Annotated in this window: 16 protein-coding genes; 7 read left to right on the top strand and 9 right to left on the bottom strand. The window is 45.9% G+C overall.

The features are described from left to right. Positions 1–467: 467 nt before the first annotated feature. Together coaBC and dut are read left to right on the top strand one after the other, a co-directional pair. Positions 468–1649 carry a bifunctional phosphopantothenoylcysteine decarboxylase/phosphopantothenate--cysteine ligase CoaBC gene (gene coaBC, locus H3V11_RS01410; protein WP_198223448.1) on the top strand — a complete coding sequence of 394 codons (1182 nt, stop codon included), beginning with the start codon at positions 468–470 and terminating at the stop codon, positions 1647–1649. Positions 1650–1731: 82 nt separating this feature from the next. Then, entirely contained in the window at positions 1732–2193 is a 462-nt protein-coding gene (gene dut, locus H3V11_RS01405; protein WP_174830522.1) for a dUTP diphosphatase, read from the top strand. A gap of 145 nt (positions 2194–2338) precedes the next feature. Here dut and ppk1 read toward each other — a convergent pair whose 3' ends face one another. The 9 genes from ppk1 to aroQ form a co-directional block, all read right to left on the bottom strand. Beyond that, on the bottom strand, positions 2339–4399 hold the full coding sequence (ppk1, locus tag H3V11_RS01400; protein WP_198223447.1) for a polyphosphate kinase 1: 2061 nt from the start codon (positions 4397–4399) through the stop codon (positions 2339–2341). A gap of 86 nt (positions 4400–4485) precedes the next feature. Continuing rightward, on the bottom strand, positions 4486–5100 hold the full coding sequence (locus tag H3V11_RS01395) for a serine acetyltransferase (RefSeq protein WP_198208791.1): 615 nt from the start codon (positions 5098–5100) through the stop codon (positions 4486–4488). 6 nt (positions 5101–5106) lie between these two features. Further along, positions 5107–5379, bottom strand: a complete 273-nt coding sequence (locus H3V11_RS01390) for an oxidative damage protection protein (protein WP_078475662.1) — start codon at positions 5377–5379, stop codon at positions 5107–5109. A 62-nt stretch (positions 5380–5441) separates the two neighbouring features. Next, the gene (gene argA, locus H3V11_RS01385) at positions 5442–6779 is read right to left on the bottom strand and encodes an amino-acid N-acetyltransferase (protein WP_198223446.1); all 1338 of its coding nucleotides are present in this window, start codon (positions 6777–6779) and stop codon (positions 5442–5444) included. Then, a complete protein-coding gene (locus H3V11_RS01380) occupies positions 6776–7576 on the bottom strand; it encodes a hypothetical protein (RefSeq protein ID WP_198223445.1) in 801 nt (266 codons plus the stop codon). The genes argA and H3V11_RS01380 overlap by 4 nt, the downstream gene beginning before the upstream one ends. Positions 7577–7697: 121 nt before the next feature. Then, complete coding sequence (prmA, locus tag H3V11_RS01375) at positions 7698–8594, bottom strand: 50S ribosomal protein L11 methyltransferase (RefSeq protein ID WP_198223444.1); 897 nt, start codon at positions 8592–8594, stop codon at positions 7698–7700. Between the two features lie 91 nt (positions 8595–8685). Continuing rightward, a complete protein-coding gene (accC, locus tag H3V11_RS01370; protein WP_025331184.1) occupies positions 8686–10044 on the bottom strand; it encodes an acetyl-CoA carboxylase biotin carboxylase subunit in 1359 nt (452 codons plus the stop codon). Positions 10045–10089: 45 nt separating this feature from the next. Then, the gene (gene accB, locus H3V11_RS01365) at positions 10090–10551 is read right to left on the bottom strand and encodes an acetyl-CoA carboxylase biotin carboxyl carrier protein (RefSeq protein WP_078475658.1); all 462 of its coding nucleotides are present in this window, start codon (positions 10549–10551) and stop codon (positions 10090–10092) included. A 41-nt stretch (positions 10552–10592) separates the two neighbouring features. Next, positions 10593–11051 (bottom strand): type II 3-dehydroquinate dehydratase, encoded by a 459-nt coding sequence (aroQ, locus tag H3V11_RS01360; protein WP_025331182.1) that lies wholly within the window; start codon positions 11049–11051, stop codon positions 10593–10595. 253 nt (positions 11052–11304) lie between these two features. Here aroQ and queA point away from each other — a divergent pair, with 253 nt between their 5' ends. The 5 genes from queA (at position 11305) to H3V11_RS01335 (ending at position 16278) form a co-directional block, all read left to right on the top strand. Beyond that, positions 11305–12351: a tRNA preQ1(34) S-adenosylmethionine ribosyltransferase-isomerase QueA gene (queA, locus tag H3V11_RS01355; protein WP_198223443.1), complete on the top strand. Its 1047-nt coding sequence runs from the start codon at positions 11305–11307 to the stop codon at positions 12349–12351. A gap of 17 nt (positions 12352–12368) precedes the next feature. Further along, the gene (gloA, locus tag H3V11_RS01350) at positions 12369–12755 is read left to right on the top strand and encodes a lactoylglutathione lyase (protein ID WP_078475657.1); all 387 of its coding nucleotides are present in this window, start codon (positions 12369–12371) and stop codon (positions 12753–12755) included. A gap of 239 nt (positions 12756–12994) precedes the next feature. Beyond that, the gene (sugE, locus tag H3V11_RS01345; RefSeq protein ID WP_025331179.1) at positions 12995–13312 is read left to right on the top strand and encodes a quaternary ammonium compound efflux SMR transporter SugE; all 318 of its coding nucleotides are present in this window, start codon (positions 12995–12997) and stop codon (positions 13310–13312) included. 142 nt (positions 13313–13454) lie between these two features. Beyond that, entirely contained in the window at positions 13455–14396 is a 942-nt protein-coding gene (locus H3V11_RS01340) for a siderophore ABC transporter substrate-binding protein (RefSeq protein WP_198223442.1), read from the top strand. A 346-nt stretch (positions 14397–14742) separates the two neighbouring features. Next, positions 14743–16278, top strand: a complete 1536-nt coding sequence (locus tag H3V11_RS01335; RefSeq protein ID WP_198223441.1) for a Re/Si-specific NAD(P)(+) transhydrogenase subunit alpha — start codon at positions 14743–14745, stop codon at positions 16276–16278. Positions 16279–16282 lie beyond the last annotated feature (4 nt).

Below are 16282 nucleotides of genomic sequence, written 5' to 3'. Positions count from 1 at the left end.
GAACGGTGCAAAAACGATTCTGCTCCTGCTTTAGGGGACGCATTGTATGCAAGCATTTAGTATGGGGCAATGAAATTTAAGTGTTAATACGTTTAAATTCTCCACTTAGAGTATAACTTTGTATGTAAACAGGGATTTAGCGGTACTTTTTAAATTGAATAAAATTTTGTTAGGATTGAGCTAAAGTACGGTCTGACAGAGAACATGCTGTCTGGCAGGCTGAATATTGCCTAGTGTATCATGTAATTATTGGCTGCTATATTCATTTAAATCTGATCTACTCAGCGGTTGTATCTGATAATGAGATTGTACTGATTTCAATTATAAAATGTGAATGTGAGTATAAATGGATTATGCAAAAAATTTTCCTTATAATCAAATAGTTTGTTTTATTTTTTCTGACTGGGTTAAATGAAAATTCGGTAGATGTCTGTTAACGGCCGGTCATGACGATGGATGTATAAGTAATGAAGAAAAAGGTGTTATTGGGTATTTGTGGTGGTATTGCTGCATATAAATGTTGTGAACTGGTGCGATTGCTTAAAAAAGCAGGACATCAGGTTAATGTTGTGATGACACAGGCAGCTACTGATTTTGTCAGTCCCACTACTTTTCAGGCACTGAGCGGAGAACCGGTATTACTGGATACACATGATGCTGCCGGCGGCAACGGGATGGCTCATATCAATCTGAGTCGTCAGGCAGATGTGATGCTGATTGCACCGGCTTCTGCCAATACGCTGGCGAAAATAGCGCACGGAATGGCTGATAATCTGCTGACAACTCTGGTAGCAGCCCGTACCTGTCCGCTGGCTGTTGCGCCGGCAATGAATGTACAGATGTGGAATAATCCGGCTAATCAGCGCAATCTGGCTTTATTACGTCAGGATCAGATAAAAATACTCGGACCGGCAGTTGGTGAGCAGGCTTGTGGCGAAACTGGCAGCGGACGGATGCTGGAAGTGGCTGAACTGGCGGAATTGCTGGCAGATGTCTGGACACTGCCGGTGCTGGCTGGTAAACGGGTACTGATTACGACAGGGGCAACCTTTGAAGCCATTGATCCGGTACGCGGTATTACCAATATTTCCAGCGGACAGATGGGTATGGCTCTGGCGCGTGCCTGTCGTGCGGCCGGAGCAAGTGTATCTTTGGTATACGGACAGATTAATACCTCAATGGCAGCAGGGCTGGCTTATTCTGAACAGGCTGTCAGCGCAGATTCTATGCTGAATGCAGTCGAGCGTTTATTGCCACAGCAGGATGTGTTTATTTCTGTAGCAGCAGTGGCTGATTACAAAGTAAAAAACCGCAGTGTGCAAAAACTGAAAAAACAGCCGGGGCAGGCTGTTCCTGTAATCGAACTGACTGAAAATGCCGATATACTGGCAACCGTAGCCAGCCGGCCGGATGCTCCTTTCTGTGTTGGCTTTGCTGCAGAAAGTGAGCATGTTCTGGAACATGCGCGTGTTAAACGGCTGAAAAAAGGTGTACCGTTACTGGTAGCCAATGATGTGAGTCAGGCTATGGGTAAAACGACCAATCAGGTAATTTTACTTGATGACGAGCAGGAAACGGCTTTACCGCAAATGAGTAAAGCGGATACGGCTGCGGCTATTGTTGAACGGCTGGCACAATTATTGCCGTGACAGTAAAAGGCTGTTACTGATGTGTTATAAGGGCGTGCTGTCCTGATATTTTTAATGATCTATTATTTAAAGACTGGTTTTTATGAGTGCTTCTGAGTTATCTGTACAAATTAAAATATTACATCCGTCAATGGCAGAACAATTACCTGAATATGCGACGATTGGTTCGGCCGGGCTGGATTTACGTGCCTGTATTGAAGCACCGGTTACTTTGCAGCCGGGAGAAAGCTTTCTGCTACCGACCGGACTGGCCATACATCTGGCTGATCCGGGATATGCAGCTCTGATATTGCCGCGTTCCGGTCTGGGGCATAAACATGGGATTGTACTGGGTAATCTGGTTGGTTTAATTGATTCGGATTATCAGGGAGAATTAAAAGTATCGTTGTGGAATCGCAGTCATGAAGCGTATGTGATTGAACCTCTGGCACGGATTGCTCAGATGATTATTGTGCCGGTTATGCAGGCAGCTTTTACCGTGGTTGATGAATTTGCGCAAACCAGCCGCGGAGAAGGCGGTTTTGGTAGTACCGGACATCAGTAATTTTTATGTATTCAAACGAAAAGCAAGGTATCCGGATGGATAACCTTGCTTTTTTTGCCATGGCACTGGCTAAAACTGCTTACTACACAATTAATTCAGCATTCTGACCGGCCATTCGGTAGTTTTAGGTTTGAAACCAGTATTATTACTGGCGATAACGCTCAATAAGCATATTCTGCATATTGGTTATTGACTCTTTCTCTGCTGGTTTAATGCGCTCATACTGGCCATCCGGCTGCATCAGCCATGCACACTGATTATCAGCCAGCGCAAGCATCAGAGTTTCCTTGATTATACGTTGTTTTAGCTCAGGTGTTTCAATCGGTGTACAAATTTCTACACGACGGAACAGATTTCGCCCCATCCAGTCGGCGCTGGATATCCATAGTTTAGAATCACCGCCATTTTCAAAATAAAATACTCGCGCATGTTCCAGCAGCCGGCCGACTATAGAACGTACACGGATATTTTCTGATAAGCCTTTAACACCCGGACGCAGCACACATATTCCGCGTACTATCAGCTCAATTTGTACACCGGCCTGGCTGGCTGTATATAGGGCATCGACAATAGAAGGCTCAACCAGTGCGTTCATTTTAGCAATAATACGAGCTGTTTTGCCGGCTTTTGCCTGCTCAATTTCGTTATTAATGCTGTTGAGAAGCATTTTGTGCAGAGTAAACGGGCTTTGTGCTATTTTATGCAGATTATTGGGTTGTCCCAGACCGGTGATTTCCATAAATACGGTATTAACATCCACGCTGATATCCTGATTGCAGGTCATCAGACCCAGATCAGTATAAATACGGCTGGTGCCCTGATGATAATTACCCGTACTGACATGAGCGTAGCGTTTCAGCCTGCCGTCTTCACGACGGACTATCAGTGCCATTTTGGCATGAACTTTATAACCGAAGACTCCGTATACGACATGGGCACCGGCAGCTTCAAGCTGACCTGCCCAGTTCAGATTGGTTTCTTCATCAAAACGGGCCATCAGTTCAACCACCACAGTAACCTGTTTGCCTGTCAGTGCTGCTTTCATCAGTGCTTTTACCAGGTCAGAGTTACTGCCAGTGCGGTAAATGGTCATTTTTATCGCAATAACCTGAGGGTCATCAGCCGCCTGCTGAATCAGACGAACTGTAGGTTCGAAAGACTGATAGGGATGATAGAGTAAGATATCGCGCTGGCTGATGATGCTGAACATATCGCGATTTTTATTCAGAATGGCCGGTGTGCCGGGAATAAATGGCGGAAATTTTAAATCATTGCGTTCAACCATATCCGGTACGGCCATCAGTCGTACCAGATTTACCGGACCGTTTACCCGGTACAATTCATCGCGTCCCAGATGAAAATGGCTAAGCAGGAAATCGTAAACGTGTGCCGGACAATTATCGGCTACTTCCAGCCGGACACCATCTCCATATTGTCTTCCCTGTAATTCACCAGCAATTGCCGTGCGCAGATTTTCCAGATCTTCTTCATCAACACTTAGGTCACTGTCGCGGGTAAGGCGAAACTGATAGCAGCCTTTAACGCTCATTCCGGTGAAGAGTGTATGCACATGAGCATGCAGGATTGACGACAGAAATACAAAACCATCATGCCCGTCACATAATTCTTTAGGCATTTTCAGTACTCTTGGCAAAATACGCGGAGCCTGAACGATGGCCATGCCGCCGGTACGCCCAAAAGCATCTTTACCTTCCAGTTCTACTGCAAAATTCAGTGATTTATTCAGTAAGCGCGGAAAAGGGTGCGAAGGATCGAGTCCGATAGGGGTCAGAATAGGTAACAATTCATGCCGGAAGTAATCAGCCACCCACTGGCGTTGTGCCTCACTCCATTCACTGCGCGGATAAAAAGATATGCCTTCACTACGCAGTGCCGGAATCAGCTCATCGTTAAACAATCTGTATTGCTCGGCAATAATGGCGTGAGCTTCTTCGGTTACATTGGCAATGACTGTATCCGGTAGTTCGCCATTGGCCAGAGGAATATGTGGCGAAAGTTCACGGGTACGCCGCAGCCATGCCATCCGTACTTCAAAAAATTCATCCAGATTGGAAGAAACGATACATAAAAACCGTAAACGTTCGAGTAAGGGCACCTGTACATCCTGCGCCTGTGCCAGAACGCGACGATTGAAAGCCAGCAGGCTAAGTTCACGGCAAAGTAGATGTGGCTGAATTTCGGACATTGGCTATACCTGTAACTGTCATTAAGGGTAAGAATTTGTCAGTCTGGTGTTAATGTTACTAACATTGGCACTGTTTTGCTGGCAGGTCAAGCTTCATTTGTATTTTCTGGCGGCCAGCGGTTGTGGATATATTGTCCCGGGTTCTGGTAGTTCAGTACTTTAGCGTAATTGCCGGCAGCAGTGGCATTTGCCGGAATATTTTTAGTCACAACACTGCCGGCGCCAATAGTGGCATTGTCACCAATCTGTACATTTTCAATCAGATTACAGTTGGGTCCGATGTAGACGTTATTACCGATACAGGCTGCGGGTCCGTTGTTAGCGCCAATTACTGTGTAGGGAGAAAGATTGACATTGTTACCCAGTCGGGCACTGCTATTGATAATCAGCGGGCCGCCATGACCAATGTACAAACCATAACCCACTGCTGTGCGCGGGCTGATAATGATGCCGCTGCGGCGTTTTTGCCATGCATACATGGGATAGGCAAGTTTGCGCCATATTCCCGGTACGGAGGCCAGCCTGAGCCAGAAAGTAAAGCGGAAACCCCGGTTGAACAGATAATGACGAATAAAACTAGACCAGTCTGTACGGCCGCTATAACGAAACAAATCACTTTTAATAAGCTGGATAACCATAAAACAGTGCAAAAATGTCGGGAAAATAAAAGGCTGTTCGTCTCTGTGAAATCGAACAGCCATTAGTTTTTATTCCTGAGGCGGTGTATAACCACTGATTTGGTCGGCACCCTCGCCGAAGAAATAATTTTCCATTTGCTGAGTAATGTACTGACGGGCGCGGGGGTCGGCCAGACTAAGGCGGTTTTCATTAATAATCATGGTTTGATAACGTAACCAGCCATCCCATGCTTCCTGTGATACGTTATCGTATATGCGTTTACCCAGTTCATTGGGAAATGGCGGAAATTTTAATCCGGGCGCTTCTTTGCCCAGTTTAACGCAATGCACCATATGGCTCATGTGTTTTCCTTCGTGTCATTCAGGGAAAAATACAGATTGTAAAATATTTTGCAGGAGTTGGTTTAAAGCTGGCGGCAAAATATTTTCGACTGGCGTTTGTTACTGGTGTACTGTTGCTGCCGCTCTGATGGTAATTGTTCCAGATGAGCACTGATAAATCCGCGTTCGACAAACCAGTCACCAGTATGTGTGCTCAGAGCAAACAGTTCTTTTAGCTGTAATTGCTGTGCCTGTTTAATAACATGAGTCAGCAGCAGTTCTCCGTAGCCGCGGGCGCGGGCATTCGGTGAAACAATCAGACAGGCCAGCTCACCGGCATTTGCTTCAGGATAAACATGTAAAGCGACACAGCCATAGACATAACAATCCTGCTCCAGCACAGAAAATTCATGAATATGGTTTTCCATGTACTCACTGTCACGCGGTAATAAAATACCGGCGGCTTCCAGTGGCGCAATCAGTTGCAGGATATCACCGATATCTTTATTGGCAGCCGGCCGGATACGCATAAAGGGCGCTTTAGCCATGGCTGTGCCGCTGCCTTCACGGGTAAATAATTCCTGTAACAGGCTGCCATCCTGCAGACCGGATAGTACATGCACCCGCTGAACACCGTGTTCAAGTACATGTGCTGCTGTCTGTAACAGCTCTGTCTGGCGTCTGCTTCCGGTGTTTTGTGCCAGCAGACTGGCAATTTCAACACAGTTCAGTTCACTGATGGTTTGTTGCTGTTCATCCAGTAAACCCTGCTGTGTGCCCAGAAAGATGAGTTTTTCTGCGCTGATGGCTTCTGCCACAGCTTGGGCAACTTCATTTACCTGCAAACGATATGACTGACCGCTAAGCGAATGGCCGATCGGGCTAATTAATACCAGCTGATTGTGAGTCAGACGCTCTTCGATAGCGGCCGAATCTACTTTGCGAACACAGCCGCTGTAGCCCATATCTGTTCCGTTAATTACGCCCAGAGGCTTGGCGCGCAGGAAATTGCCGGCAGCAATACGCAGGTTCGGAGTGCTGTGCTCCATAACCTGTGTAGGTATCATAGATAGAGCTGCTTCCAGATTGAAGCGTGCAATTCCGCTGGCCTGTTTGACTAATTCCAGAGCAGCATTATCCGTAACCGGATTTTCATCTATGCTGATTGCAGTATCACTGCCGGCTATGGCCTGAATATACTGGCTGCACCCGTGAATAAGAACCAGCCTCATACCGAGGCTGGTTAATAAAAGTATATCGGCGGCCAGTGCTGCGAGTTTGTCGCTTACCAGAACATGGCTACTGATTGCTAAAACAAGCGTTTTACCATTCAGATGGTGGATATAGGGTGAAGCCTGACGAAAATCGTGAACAAACTGGTTACTTTTAAAAATTTCTTGATTACCTGCATGAATGTTCATTTTACTGCCATTAAATAAAATAACTGCATCATCAGTACAGTTAACGCAACAATGGTTGCCAGAGTCCAGTTAAATTCTTTGGACAGTTTATCCTGCTGATGATGTAAAAATTCGGTTTTGGCATGGATGGCATCGGTTTTTTCGATTGCATCATTAAGGAGTAATGGTACATCTGCCTGATTTGGATTGTCATTAGGCAGTAAGGTAAAAACAAGATTATTCAGGTTATTCACATTACTGTTCATGGAGATGCTGGTGGTGTTTTCTTCAGGCACATGGACTGGTGTATTGACTATTGGCGGAGCTTCTTTTACCTGCTCTGCTACAGGTGGCGGGTTGCGCAGTAATTCACTGCTGGCCAGCTGCGGCTGCGGCGCAGACGAGTGTTCCGGTTCCGGTTCAATTACCGTTGGCACGCGGATTTCAACTTTATTAGCTACTTGATTTAATAAAGTATTCAGATTCGGTCTTTTATCAATAACCGCAGTATTTTTTGGTGTTGGTGCACTGGTAAATATCTGACTCTGGGCATTTCTGCTGTTGGTCTGATTTAAATTCAGAGCATTTTGCAGTAAATCCATTACTTCACTGGCACTGGGTACCTGTTGTCCGGATGCAGCCGTATTATATTTGCTTCCGACCGGCGGGGTGACATTTTTATTCGTACGGATTTTGGATACAACAGTAAATCTGTGCCGGCATTGTTCACACACAACACGTCCTCCGTCACGTGGCGGTGTTGCTACGATATTTTCTGCATGGCATTTAGGACAAATAACAGTAATTGTTTTAGACATGATTTTTCTGCAAACCAAAGAGTTAAAAAGGAGGCAATTAAGTACTGTCAGAAGCGGATAGCCGTGTTAGCGCATTAGTATGTCATGCCGGTATTTTCAGATAAATAGCAGAACCGGACAATTATGCTCTTTTACGGCCACTAATACATACCCACCCGTCCAGTGTTTTAGGTGAGTTCAAATCAAACCACTGACGATATATTCCACTGAGCTCTTCTGTTTGTTCTGCCAGAATACCTGACAGGACAATTTCACCACCGGTACGGGTACGTTCTGCCAGCATTTGAGCCAGCATGCGTAACGGATTAGCCAGAATATTTGCAACAACGACGTCAAATTTCTGACCGGCTGGCAAATTATCCGGAAGATAAAATTCAGCACTGACCTGATTTTGTGCAGCATTATCCTGACTGGCACGGATTGCCTGCGGATCAATGTCTACACCACAGGCACGGCCGACACCCAGTTTCAGTGCGGCAATCGTCAGAATACCTGAACCACAGCCATAATCCAGCAGAGTTTCACCGCTGCGCACATGCTTATCCAGCCATTGCAGACACAGCCGGGTAGTGGGGTGACTCCCGGTACCGAAAGCCAGTCCCGGATCCAGTTGCAGATTGATGACCCCCGGTTCAGTTGGCTGGTTATGCCATGATGGCGTAATCCATAAGCGCGAAGAAATCTGAATCGGGTCGAACTGAGACTGGGTCAGCCGTACCCAGTCCTGCTCAGGAATGGTTTCAAGATAGTACTGTGGTTTGGCAATCGCACATTCCTGTGCCGCTGCAGAGACAACGGAATCAATATCAGTATTTTCATCAAACAGTGCCACAATGTTACTTTGCTGCCACACCTGTTCAGTGGGCATATCAGGTTCGCCGAAAATCGGCTGTTCATTATCATTGCCTGCATTGGCATCTTCAATGGCTGTACTTAATGCGCCGTTTTCAATCAGTGCATCGGAGAGCTTATCCACCTGATCTTGTGTAACTGTAATAACAACTTGTTGGTAGTGCATGGCTTTTTTACCGTAACTGGATGTTTTATAAAACTTCAGGCAGCCACCGCGGCTGCCTGCAAACAAAAGCGCAATGTATGCTTATTGTAAATTATTTTTGTGATTCTTTGTGTTTTTGTAACCATTGTTCAAGATAATGAATACTTTCACCACCATGAATGAAACCCGGATCAGCAAAAATATCACGGTGCAGGTTGGTATTGGTTTTAATACCGGTGATGGCCAGCTCCTGCAGGGCAACACGCATTTTGGCGATAGCTTCATTACGATCACGCCCGTGGGTACACACCTTACCAATCATGCTATCGTAATAAGGAGGTACGGTATAGCCCTGATAAATATGGCTGTCAATGCGTACTCCGTTACCACCTGGCTGGTGGCAGCTGGTAATCAGCCCGGGGCTGGGAACAAAAGTATACGGGTCTTCGGCATTAATCCGGCATTCAAAAGCATGTCCTTGTAAACGGATATCTGCCTGAGTGTAGGATAGAGGCAGACCGGAAGCTACACGGATTTGCTCCTGCACAATATCCACACCGGTAATCAGCTCAGTAATAGCATGCTCAACCTGTACACGGGTATTCATTTCAATGAAGAAGAACTCACCATCTTCATACAGAAATTCAAATGTACCTGCACCACGGTAGCCGATGCGCTGACATGCAGCCACACACGCGCTACCAATACGTTCGCGTTCTTCCGCAGTGATAAATGGCGCCGGTGCTTCTTCAATGACTTTCTGATGGCGGCGCTGCATAGAGCAGTCACGCTCACCCAGATAAATGGCATTGCCATGTTCATCACACAGTACCTGAATTTCAATATGGCGCGGTTTTTGCAGATAGCGCTCCATATACACGGCAGGATTACCAAAAGCAGCACCGGCTTCAGTACGGGTCATTTCTACTGCGGCCAGTAAATCCTCAGCCTTTTCAACTACGCGCATACCGCGACCGCCGCCGCCGCCTGATGCTTTAATAATGACCGGATAGCCTACCGCAGCACCGATTTTTTCAATTTCCTGCGGATCTTCCGGTAATGCACCATCTGAACCGGGTACACAGGGAACACCGGCAGCCTGCATTGCCTTTTTCGCAGAAACTTTGTCGCCCATCTGACGTATGGTTTCCGGACGCGGACCGATAAAAACGAAACCGGACTGCTCCACCTGTTCTGCAAAACCATCATTTTCTGCCAGAAATCCATAACCAGGGTGAATGGCATCAGCATCAGTAACTTCAGCAGCGGAAATCAGAGCAGGGATATTTAGGTAACTTTGGGCGGAACTGGCCGGACCAATACAAACAGATTCATCAGCCAGCTTAACGTGCAGAGCATCACTGTCGGCTTCTGAATGCACAGCCACGGTTGCAATACCCATTTCATGGCAGGCGCGCAGAATGCGCAGCGCAATTTCGCCACGATTGGCAATAAGAACTTTTTTTAACATGAGGCAGTACCTTGTAAAAAAGGGGAGTTATGACTGATATTAAGATTACTCAATAATAAACAGCGGTTCACCAAACTCCACAGGCTGCCCGTTGGATACGAGAATTTCTTTGACCACACCACTGTGATCAGCTTCAATTTCATTCATCAGTTTCATGGCTTCGATGATACACAGAGTGTCGCCGGCATTAACGGTTTGCCCCACTTCAACAAACGGTGCAGAAGTCGGACTTGCTGCCCGGTAAAAAGTTCCGACCATCGGTGATTTCATCGCTTTGCTCAGATCAGGACCGGCTGCCGGTACTGCTGCTGCCGGAGCAGCTTCTGCCGGAGCAGCTGCTGGTGCAGCCATAACAGCCGGCTGTTGCTGTACTGGTGCAGAATATACTGGCTGAGCAGCAGTAGTGCGGGTAATGCGTACCTTTTCCTCACCTTCGGTCACTTCGATTTCAGCAATGCCTGACTCTTCTACCAGATCAATGAGTTTTTTAAGTTTACGTAAATCCATATTATGAACCCTTGTGTGATTGGACCTGATCGCAATAGGTATTAGTGTTGGCGATCTGTCTCTTGAATGTATTCAATTGCACGGTGTAACGCTGCCTCGTAACCATATACGCCCAGACCACAGATTACCCCCATGGCAATATCGGACAGATAGGAATGGCGCCGGAAAGCTTCGCGTGCATGTACATTTGAAATGTGTATCTCAATAAATGGTTTGCCGGCAGCTGCAAAAGCATCACGAATGGCTACGCTGGTATGAGTAAATGCACCCGGATTAATAATAATAAACCGGGTATCATCAGTTAATGCAGCCTGAATGCGTTCTGTCAGAACATGTTCGGCATTGCTTTGCAGTGTTTCCAGCGTTAGGCCTGCAGCTTGTGCCTGTACAAGCAGTTTCTGATTAATGTCTGCCAGTGTGGTATGGCCATATATATGCGGCTCCCGTAACCCTAGAAGATTCAGATTGGGGCCGTTTAAAACCAGAATTGAGGCACTCATAAATTAATTGTTTATCGCAAAATTGCGCCATTTTTGCCGAAAATGCGCGCAAATGTCCAGTATTTTCGTAAAAATTCACTATATAAACTACAACTGTTTTCCCGTATAACAGTCTGGCAGCCTTATTTTGCGTGCTTAATAAACTGATAAGCCGGATATTTAAACTGTGGCTGATAAGGGTAATATGCTACTGCTTCGCAGTCTGTGCAAGCCGGCTTATAATACGTCTTTTGCCTTTTTCGGGCACATATACATGCATATTAATGATTTTGATTTTGATTTGCCACCGGAACTGATTGCCCAACATCCTCCGGCTGAGCGCGGCAGTAGCCGTCTGCTGGTGGCTTTGCCCGGGCAGTCTCCGGCAGACAGTGAATTTATCCGGCTGGCAGATTATGTGGCAGCCGGTGATGTTCTGGTATTTAACAATACCCGTGTAATGAAAGCCCGTCTTTTTGGCCGTAAAGCCAGTGGCGGTCAGATTGAAGCATTGATTGAACGAGTGCTGGATAACCATACTGCTCTGGCGCATGTGCGTTCGTCTAAATCGCCCAAACCGGGTACAGAACTGATTTTCGAAGGCGGATTGCATGCACAGATGCAGGCACGACAAGGTGAGTTATTTGTACTGCATTTTTCCGGCGACAAAACTGTATGGGAGCTACTGGAAGCGCACGGCCATTTGCCATTGCCACCATACATTACCCGTTCGGCTAATCATGACGATGATGAGCGCTATCAGACGATTTATGCTAAATATGAAGGAGCAGTAGCTGCCCCTACCGCCGGTTTGCACTTTACCGATACTATTTTGCAACAATTGCGAGATAAAGGCGTACACCTGACCGAAGTAACTTTACATGTGGGTGCAGGCACCTTTCAGCCGGTGCGGGTAGAAAATATTGCCGAACATCATATGCATAGTGAGTGGTATGACGTGAGTGAAGAAGTTGTAGCAGAGATTGAAGCGGCACAGGCGCGAGGAAATAAAATCTGGGCGGTAGGCACAACAGCAGTTCGCGCACTGGAGTCTGCAGCACGCAGCGGAAAATTACAGGCAGGACAGGGCGATACCAATATTTTTATTACGCCGGGCTATGAGTTTAAGGTAATTGACCGCATGATTACCAATTTTCACCTGCCTAAATCAACTTTACTCATGCTGGTAAGCGCATTTAGCGGTTATGATGAAATTCGTGCCATTTACCAGCATGCCATTGGTGCCGGCTACCGCTTTTTCAGTTATGGCGATGCCATGCTGCTGGGTAATCTGGCAAAAACAAAAACAAAAACAGAATAAGATATAAGGAACATAACATGAGAATGTTGCATACTATGCTGCGAGTAGGTGATTTGGATAAATCACTGGCGTTTTATCAGGATGTGCTCGGTATGAAACTGCTGCGGCGGGAAGATTTTCCCGGCGGACGTTTTACTCTGGCTTTTGTCGGCTATGGTGAAGAATCTGACAGTACCGTACTGGAATTAACCTATAACTGGGATACGCATACTTATGATCTAGGTACAGGATACGGACATATTGCTATTGAGGTAGATGATGCTTATGCTGCCTGTGATGCTGTGCGCGCTAAAGGCTGTCGTGTAACCCGTGAGGCCGGACCCATGCAGCACGGCACTACTGTCATCGCATTTGTGGAAGATCCTGATGGCTATAAAATTGAATTCATTCAGAAGAAGAAATAAGTTCGCAGCATTATATTGATTATAACTGTGGCAGACTGAACTGTGATCAGTATCAATATCCTGACAGATGGTTTATAGCCATCTGTTTTTGTTCTAATGGAGTTTTGATTGCTTGACGCTGATTCAAACTGCCTATTATGATGCCATTATTCATATGCTTATTTATGCATCCGTTCGGGACGACCCGGCCGGTAGATTCTCACGCAGGACGGCCTGCATCAGCCTTAACAGGAATCATTATGGCCTGGGTGTCATTATTGCTGGCCGGCATACTTGAAATAGTCTGGGCAATTGGTCTTAAGTATTCACAGAATTTTACTAAATTCACCCCGAGTATCATTACATTGGCTGCTCTGGTTGGCAGCTTTCTTCTGCTGGCACAGTCCATGCGTTCATTGCCGGTAGGTACAGCTTATGCAGTCTGGACTGGTATTGGCGCTGTTGGAGCAACCATTGTCGGTATCATTGCTTTTAAAGAACCGGCTGGTGCCATGCGTCTGATTAGCCTGACACTGATTATTGCCGGTATTATTGGCCTGAAACTGGGCGCACACTAAATTCATGCTGTCCGGCAAGTTATAACATCCGCTTATTAAATTTATATTAAGCCGGATTGTATTACAAAGCTGGACATTTATATTAAATAATGATAATAATTATCATTATTTAATAATTTAAAATTCAAGGGGTAATTCAGTTATGAAAAAAATAATAACATTGGCTGTGGCATCGGCTCTGATGATGGGGTTAAGTGCCTGTCAAAGCACTGCACCGTCAATTAACCTTACTCAGGCTGGCGAAGAAATTAAGATACCGGTACAACCGCAAAAAATTGTTGTGATGGATTTCGGTGCTTTAGATACGCTGGATGCGCTGGGTGCCGGCAACCGAGTTATTGCTGCGCCGGTAAGTAATATTCCGGCTTATCTGCAACAATATCATAATGCACAGGTACAGGATTCAGGCAAAATGAAGGAGCCGGATATTACCGGTATTAAAGCTGCCAGTCCGGATCTGATAATCATGAGCGGAAGGCAGAATAATTTCTATAAAGATTTAAGTGCCATTGCACCTACACTCAATTACTCAGTTAATGCCGGTGAAAATTATTATTCTGCGGTCAAGAATCAGATCAGATTGCTGGGGAAAATTGCCGGCAAAGAAGTACTGGCGCAGGAGCAGTTGAATGCACTGGATTTAAAAATGGATGCAGCCCGTCAGCTCGCGCAGCAATCCGGTAAAAAAGCCATCGTGGTATTACATAATGATGGAAATGTGATGCTGATGAATCAGGGTAGCTATGCTGCGCTGATATTCGATGAATTACATGTAAAACGGGCTGTAAATGCCAATGATCTGCCTGTACCGGATAAAGCTGAAAATGGCCGGCCGGCACGTATAATGGTTGATAATCAGTTTATTGCTCAATATCATCCGGATATTATTTACGTTGTTGACCGCAGTAAAGCAATAGGCAATACACCGATGCGCAGCGATTATTTTGATAATAAAGTTATGCAGAATGCAGGTACGCAAATCGTTAATCTTAGTGCTGACTTGTGGTATTTATCCGGCAATGGGCTGGAAAGTCTGAATCGTCAGATTGATGAAGTTATCCGGCCGCTGAACAGCATGAATTAAATTTTGTTCTTGTCACATTATAGCCAGCCGTTATTACTAATGGCTGGCTTTTTTATTGAAAACAGATAATAGCCTATCCTGATAATAAACATTATTGATAAAGACATATTATATGTAAATGTAATTGTTAAATTTTTTAAATAAGACACAAATAATGACCTGAATAAAGGTTTTATTGCTGTGTTTTCGATAATATAGTGGTTGTAAACAACAAAAAATATTATCTTCTGATAGTTATGGGTTAGGCAGGCAGTCTATACTGATTAACTCAGAGCAAATATATCAGAGCAGACAAATATTTACAGTTAAAACTATTTTACGGCACCTTCCTCGGAAAGGAATAAGAATGAAGATAGGTATTCCACGCGAATCTCTTGCCGGTGAAACCAGAGTAGCGGCTACGCCGAAAACCGTTACCCAGCTAATTAAATTGGGGCATGAAGTTGTTATTGAGCATGATGCTGGTAAGGCCGCCAGCTTGTCTGACGGTTTGTATCAGGAAGCAGGCGCAACAGTGGCCGATGCAGGCACTGTCTGGCAGTGTCCGCTAATATTTAAGGTAAATGCACCGAATAAAGAAGAAATTGCCGCCATGCAGTCCGGCACGATACTGGTCAGCTTTATCATGCCGGCGCAGCAGCCAGAGCTGGTACAGCAGTTACAGGCGAAAAAAATTACCGTACTGGCAATGGACATGGTACCGCGGATTTCACGTGCACAGGCAATGGATGCATTGTCGTCAATGGCTAATATCAGTGGCTATCGGGCGGTAATTGAAGCTGCTGAAAACTTTGGCCGTTTCTTTACCGGCCAGATTACTGCTGCCGGTAAAGTTCCTCCGGCAGAAGTGCTGGTGATAGGTGCAGGGGTGGCTGGTCTGGCCGCTATTGGTACAGCCCGTCAGCTTGGTGCCGTGGTTAATGCATTCGATACCCGCCCTGAAGTTGCTGACCAGATTGAGTCTATGGGTGGTAACTTTCTGCAACTGGACTATCAGGAAGAAGAAAGCAGTAGTGGTGACGGCTATGCTAAAACCATGAGTGCTGCTTATATTGAAGCAGAAATGAAACTGTTTGCCGAACAGGCCAGACAAGTTGACATTATTATTACAACTGCTGCGATTCCAGGAAAACCTGCTCCCAAACTGATTACCCGGGAGATGGTAGACAGTATGCGTGAAGGTTCGGTGATCGTGGATCTGGCCGCTGCTACCGGCGGTAACTGCGAATATACCGAACCCGGTAAAATTATTACTACAGCCAATGGGGTGAAAATAATTGGTTATACCGATATGGCTAACCGTCTGGCCGGCCAGTCTTCACAGCTTTATGGCACAAATCTGGTTAATCTGGCACGCCTGCTTACACCGAATAAGGATGGTGAACTGGCATTAAACTTCGAAGATGTGATTATCCGTAACATGACTGTTACTCATGAAGGCAACAGCATGTATCCGCCACCACCGATTCAGGTATCCGCCGCGCCAAAAGCAGAACCGAAAGTTGCAGCTCCGGCTCCCGTTGCGACGGCACAGCCGGCATCAGCAAACAAAAAAATCATCTGGGCAGCAATTGCAGTCATACTGATGTTGTGGATAGGTGCGGTTGCTCCGGTGGCTTTTCTGAATCACTTCATGGTATTTGTACTTGCCTGTGTAGTGGGTTACTTTGTGGTATGGAACGTGAACCACGCCTTGCATACCCCGTTAATGTCAGTAACTAATGCCATATCAGGCATTATTGTAGTAGGTGCATTGCTGCAAATCGGGCAGGGACATGGTTTCGTATCGTTGCTGGCCTTTGTTGCAGTAGCGATAGTCAGCGTTAATATCTTCGGTGGCTTTGCTGTTACCCGCCGTATGCTCAATATGTTTCGTAAATAAGGGG

The sequence above is a fragment of the Snodgrassella sp. W8158 genome (genome assembly GCF_016100435.1).
In the GTDB taxonomy this organism is placed as follows: domain Bacteria; phylum Pseudomonadota; class Gammaproteobacteria; order Burkholderiales; family Neisseriaceae; genus Snodgrassella; species Snodgrassella alvi.
The sequence above is the reverse complement of the archived record's forward strand: the minus strand, read 5'-3'. Positions and strand labels throughout refer to the sequence as shown.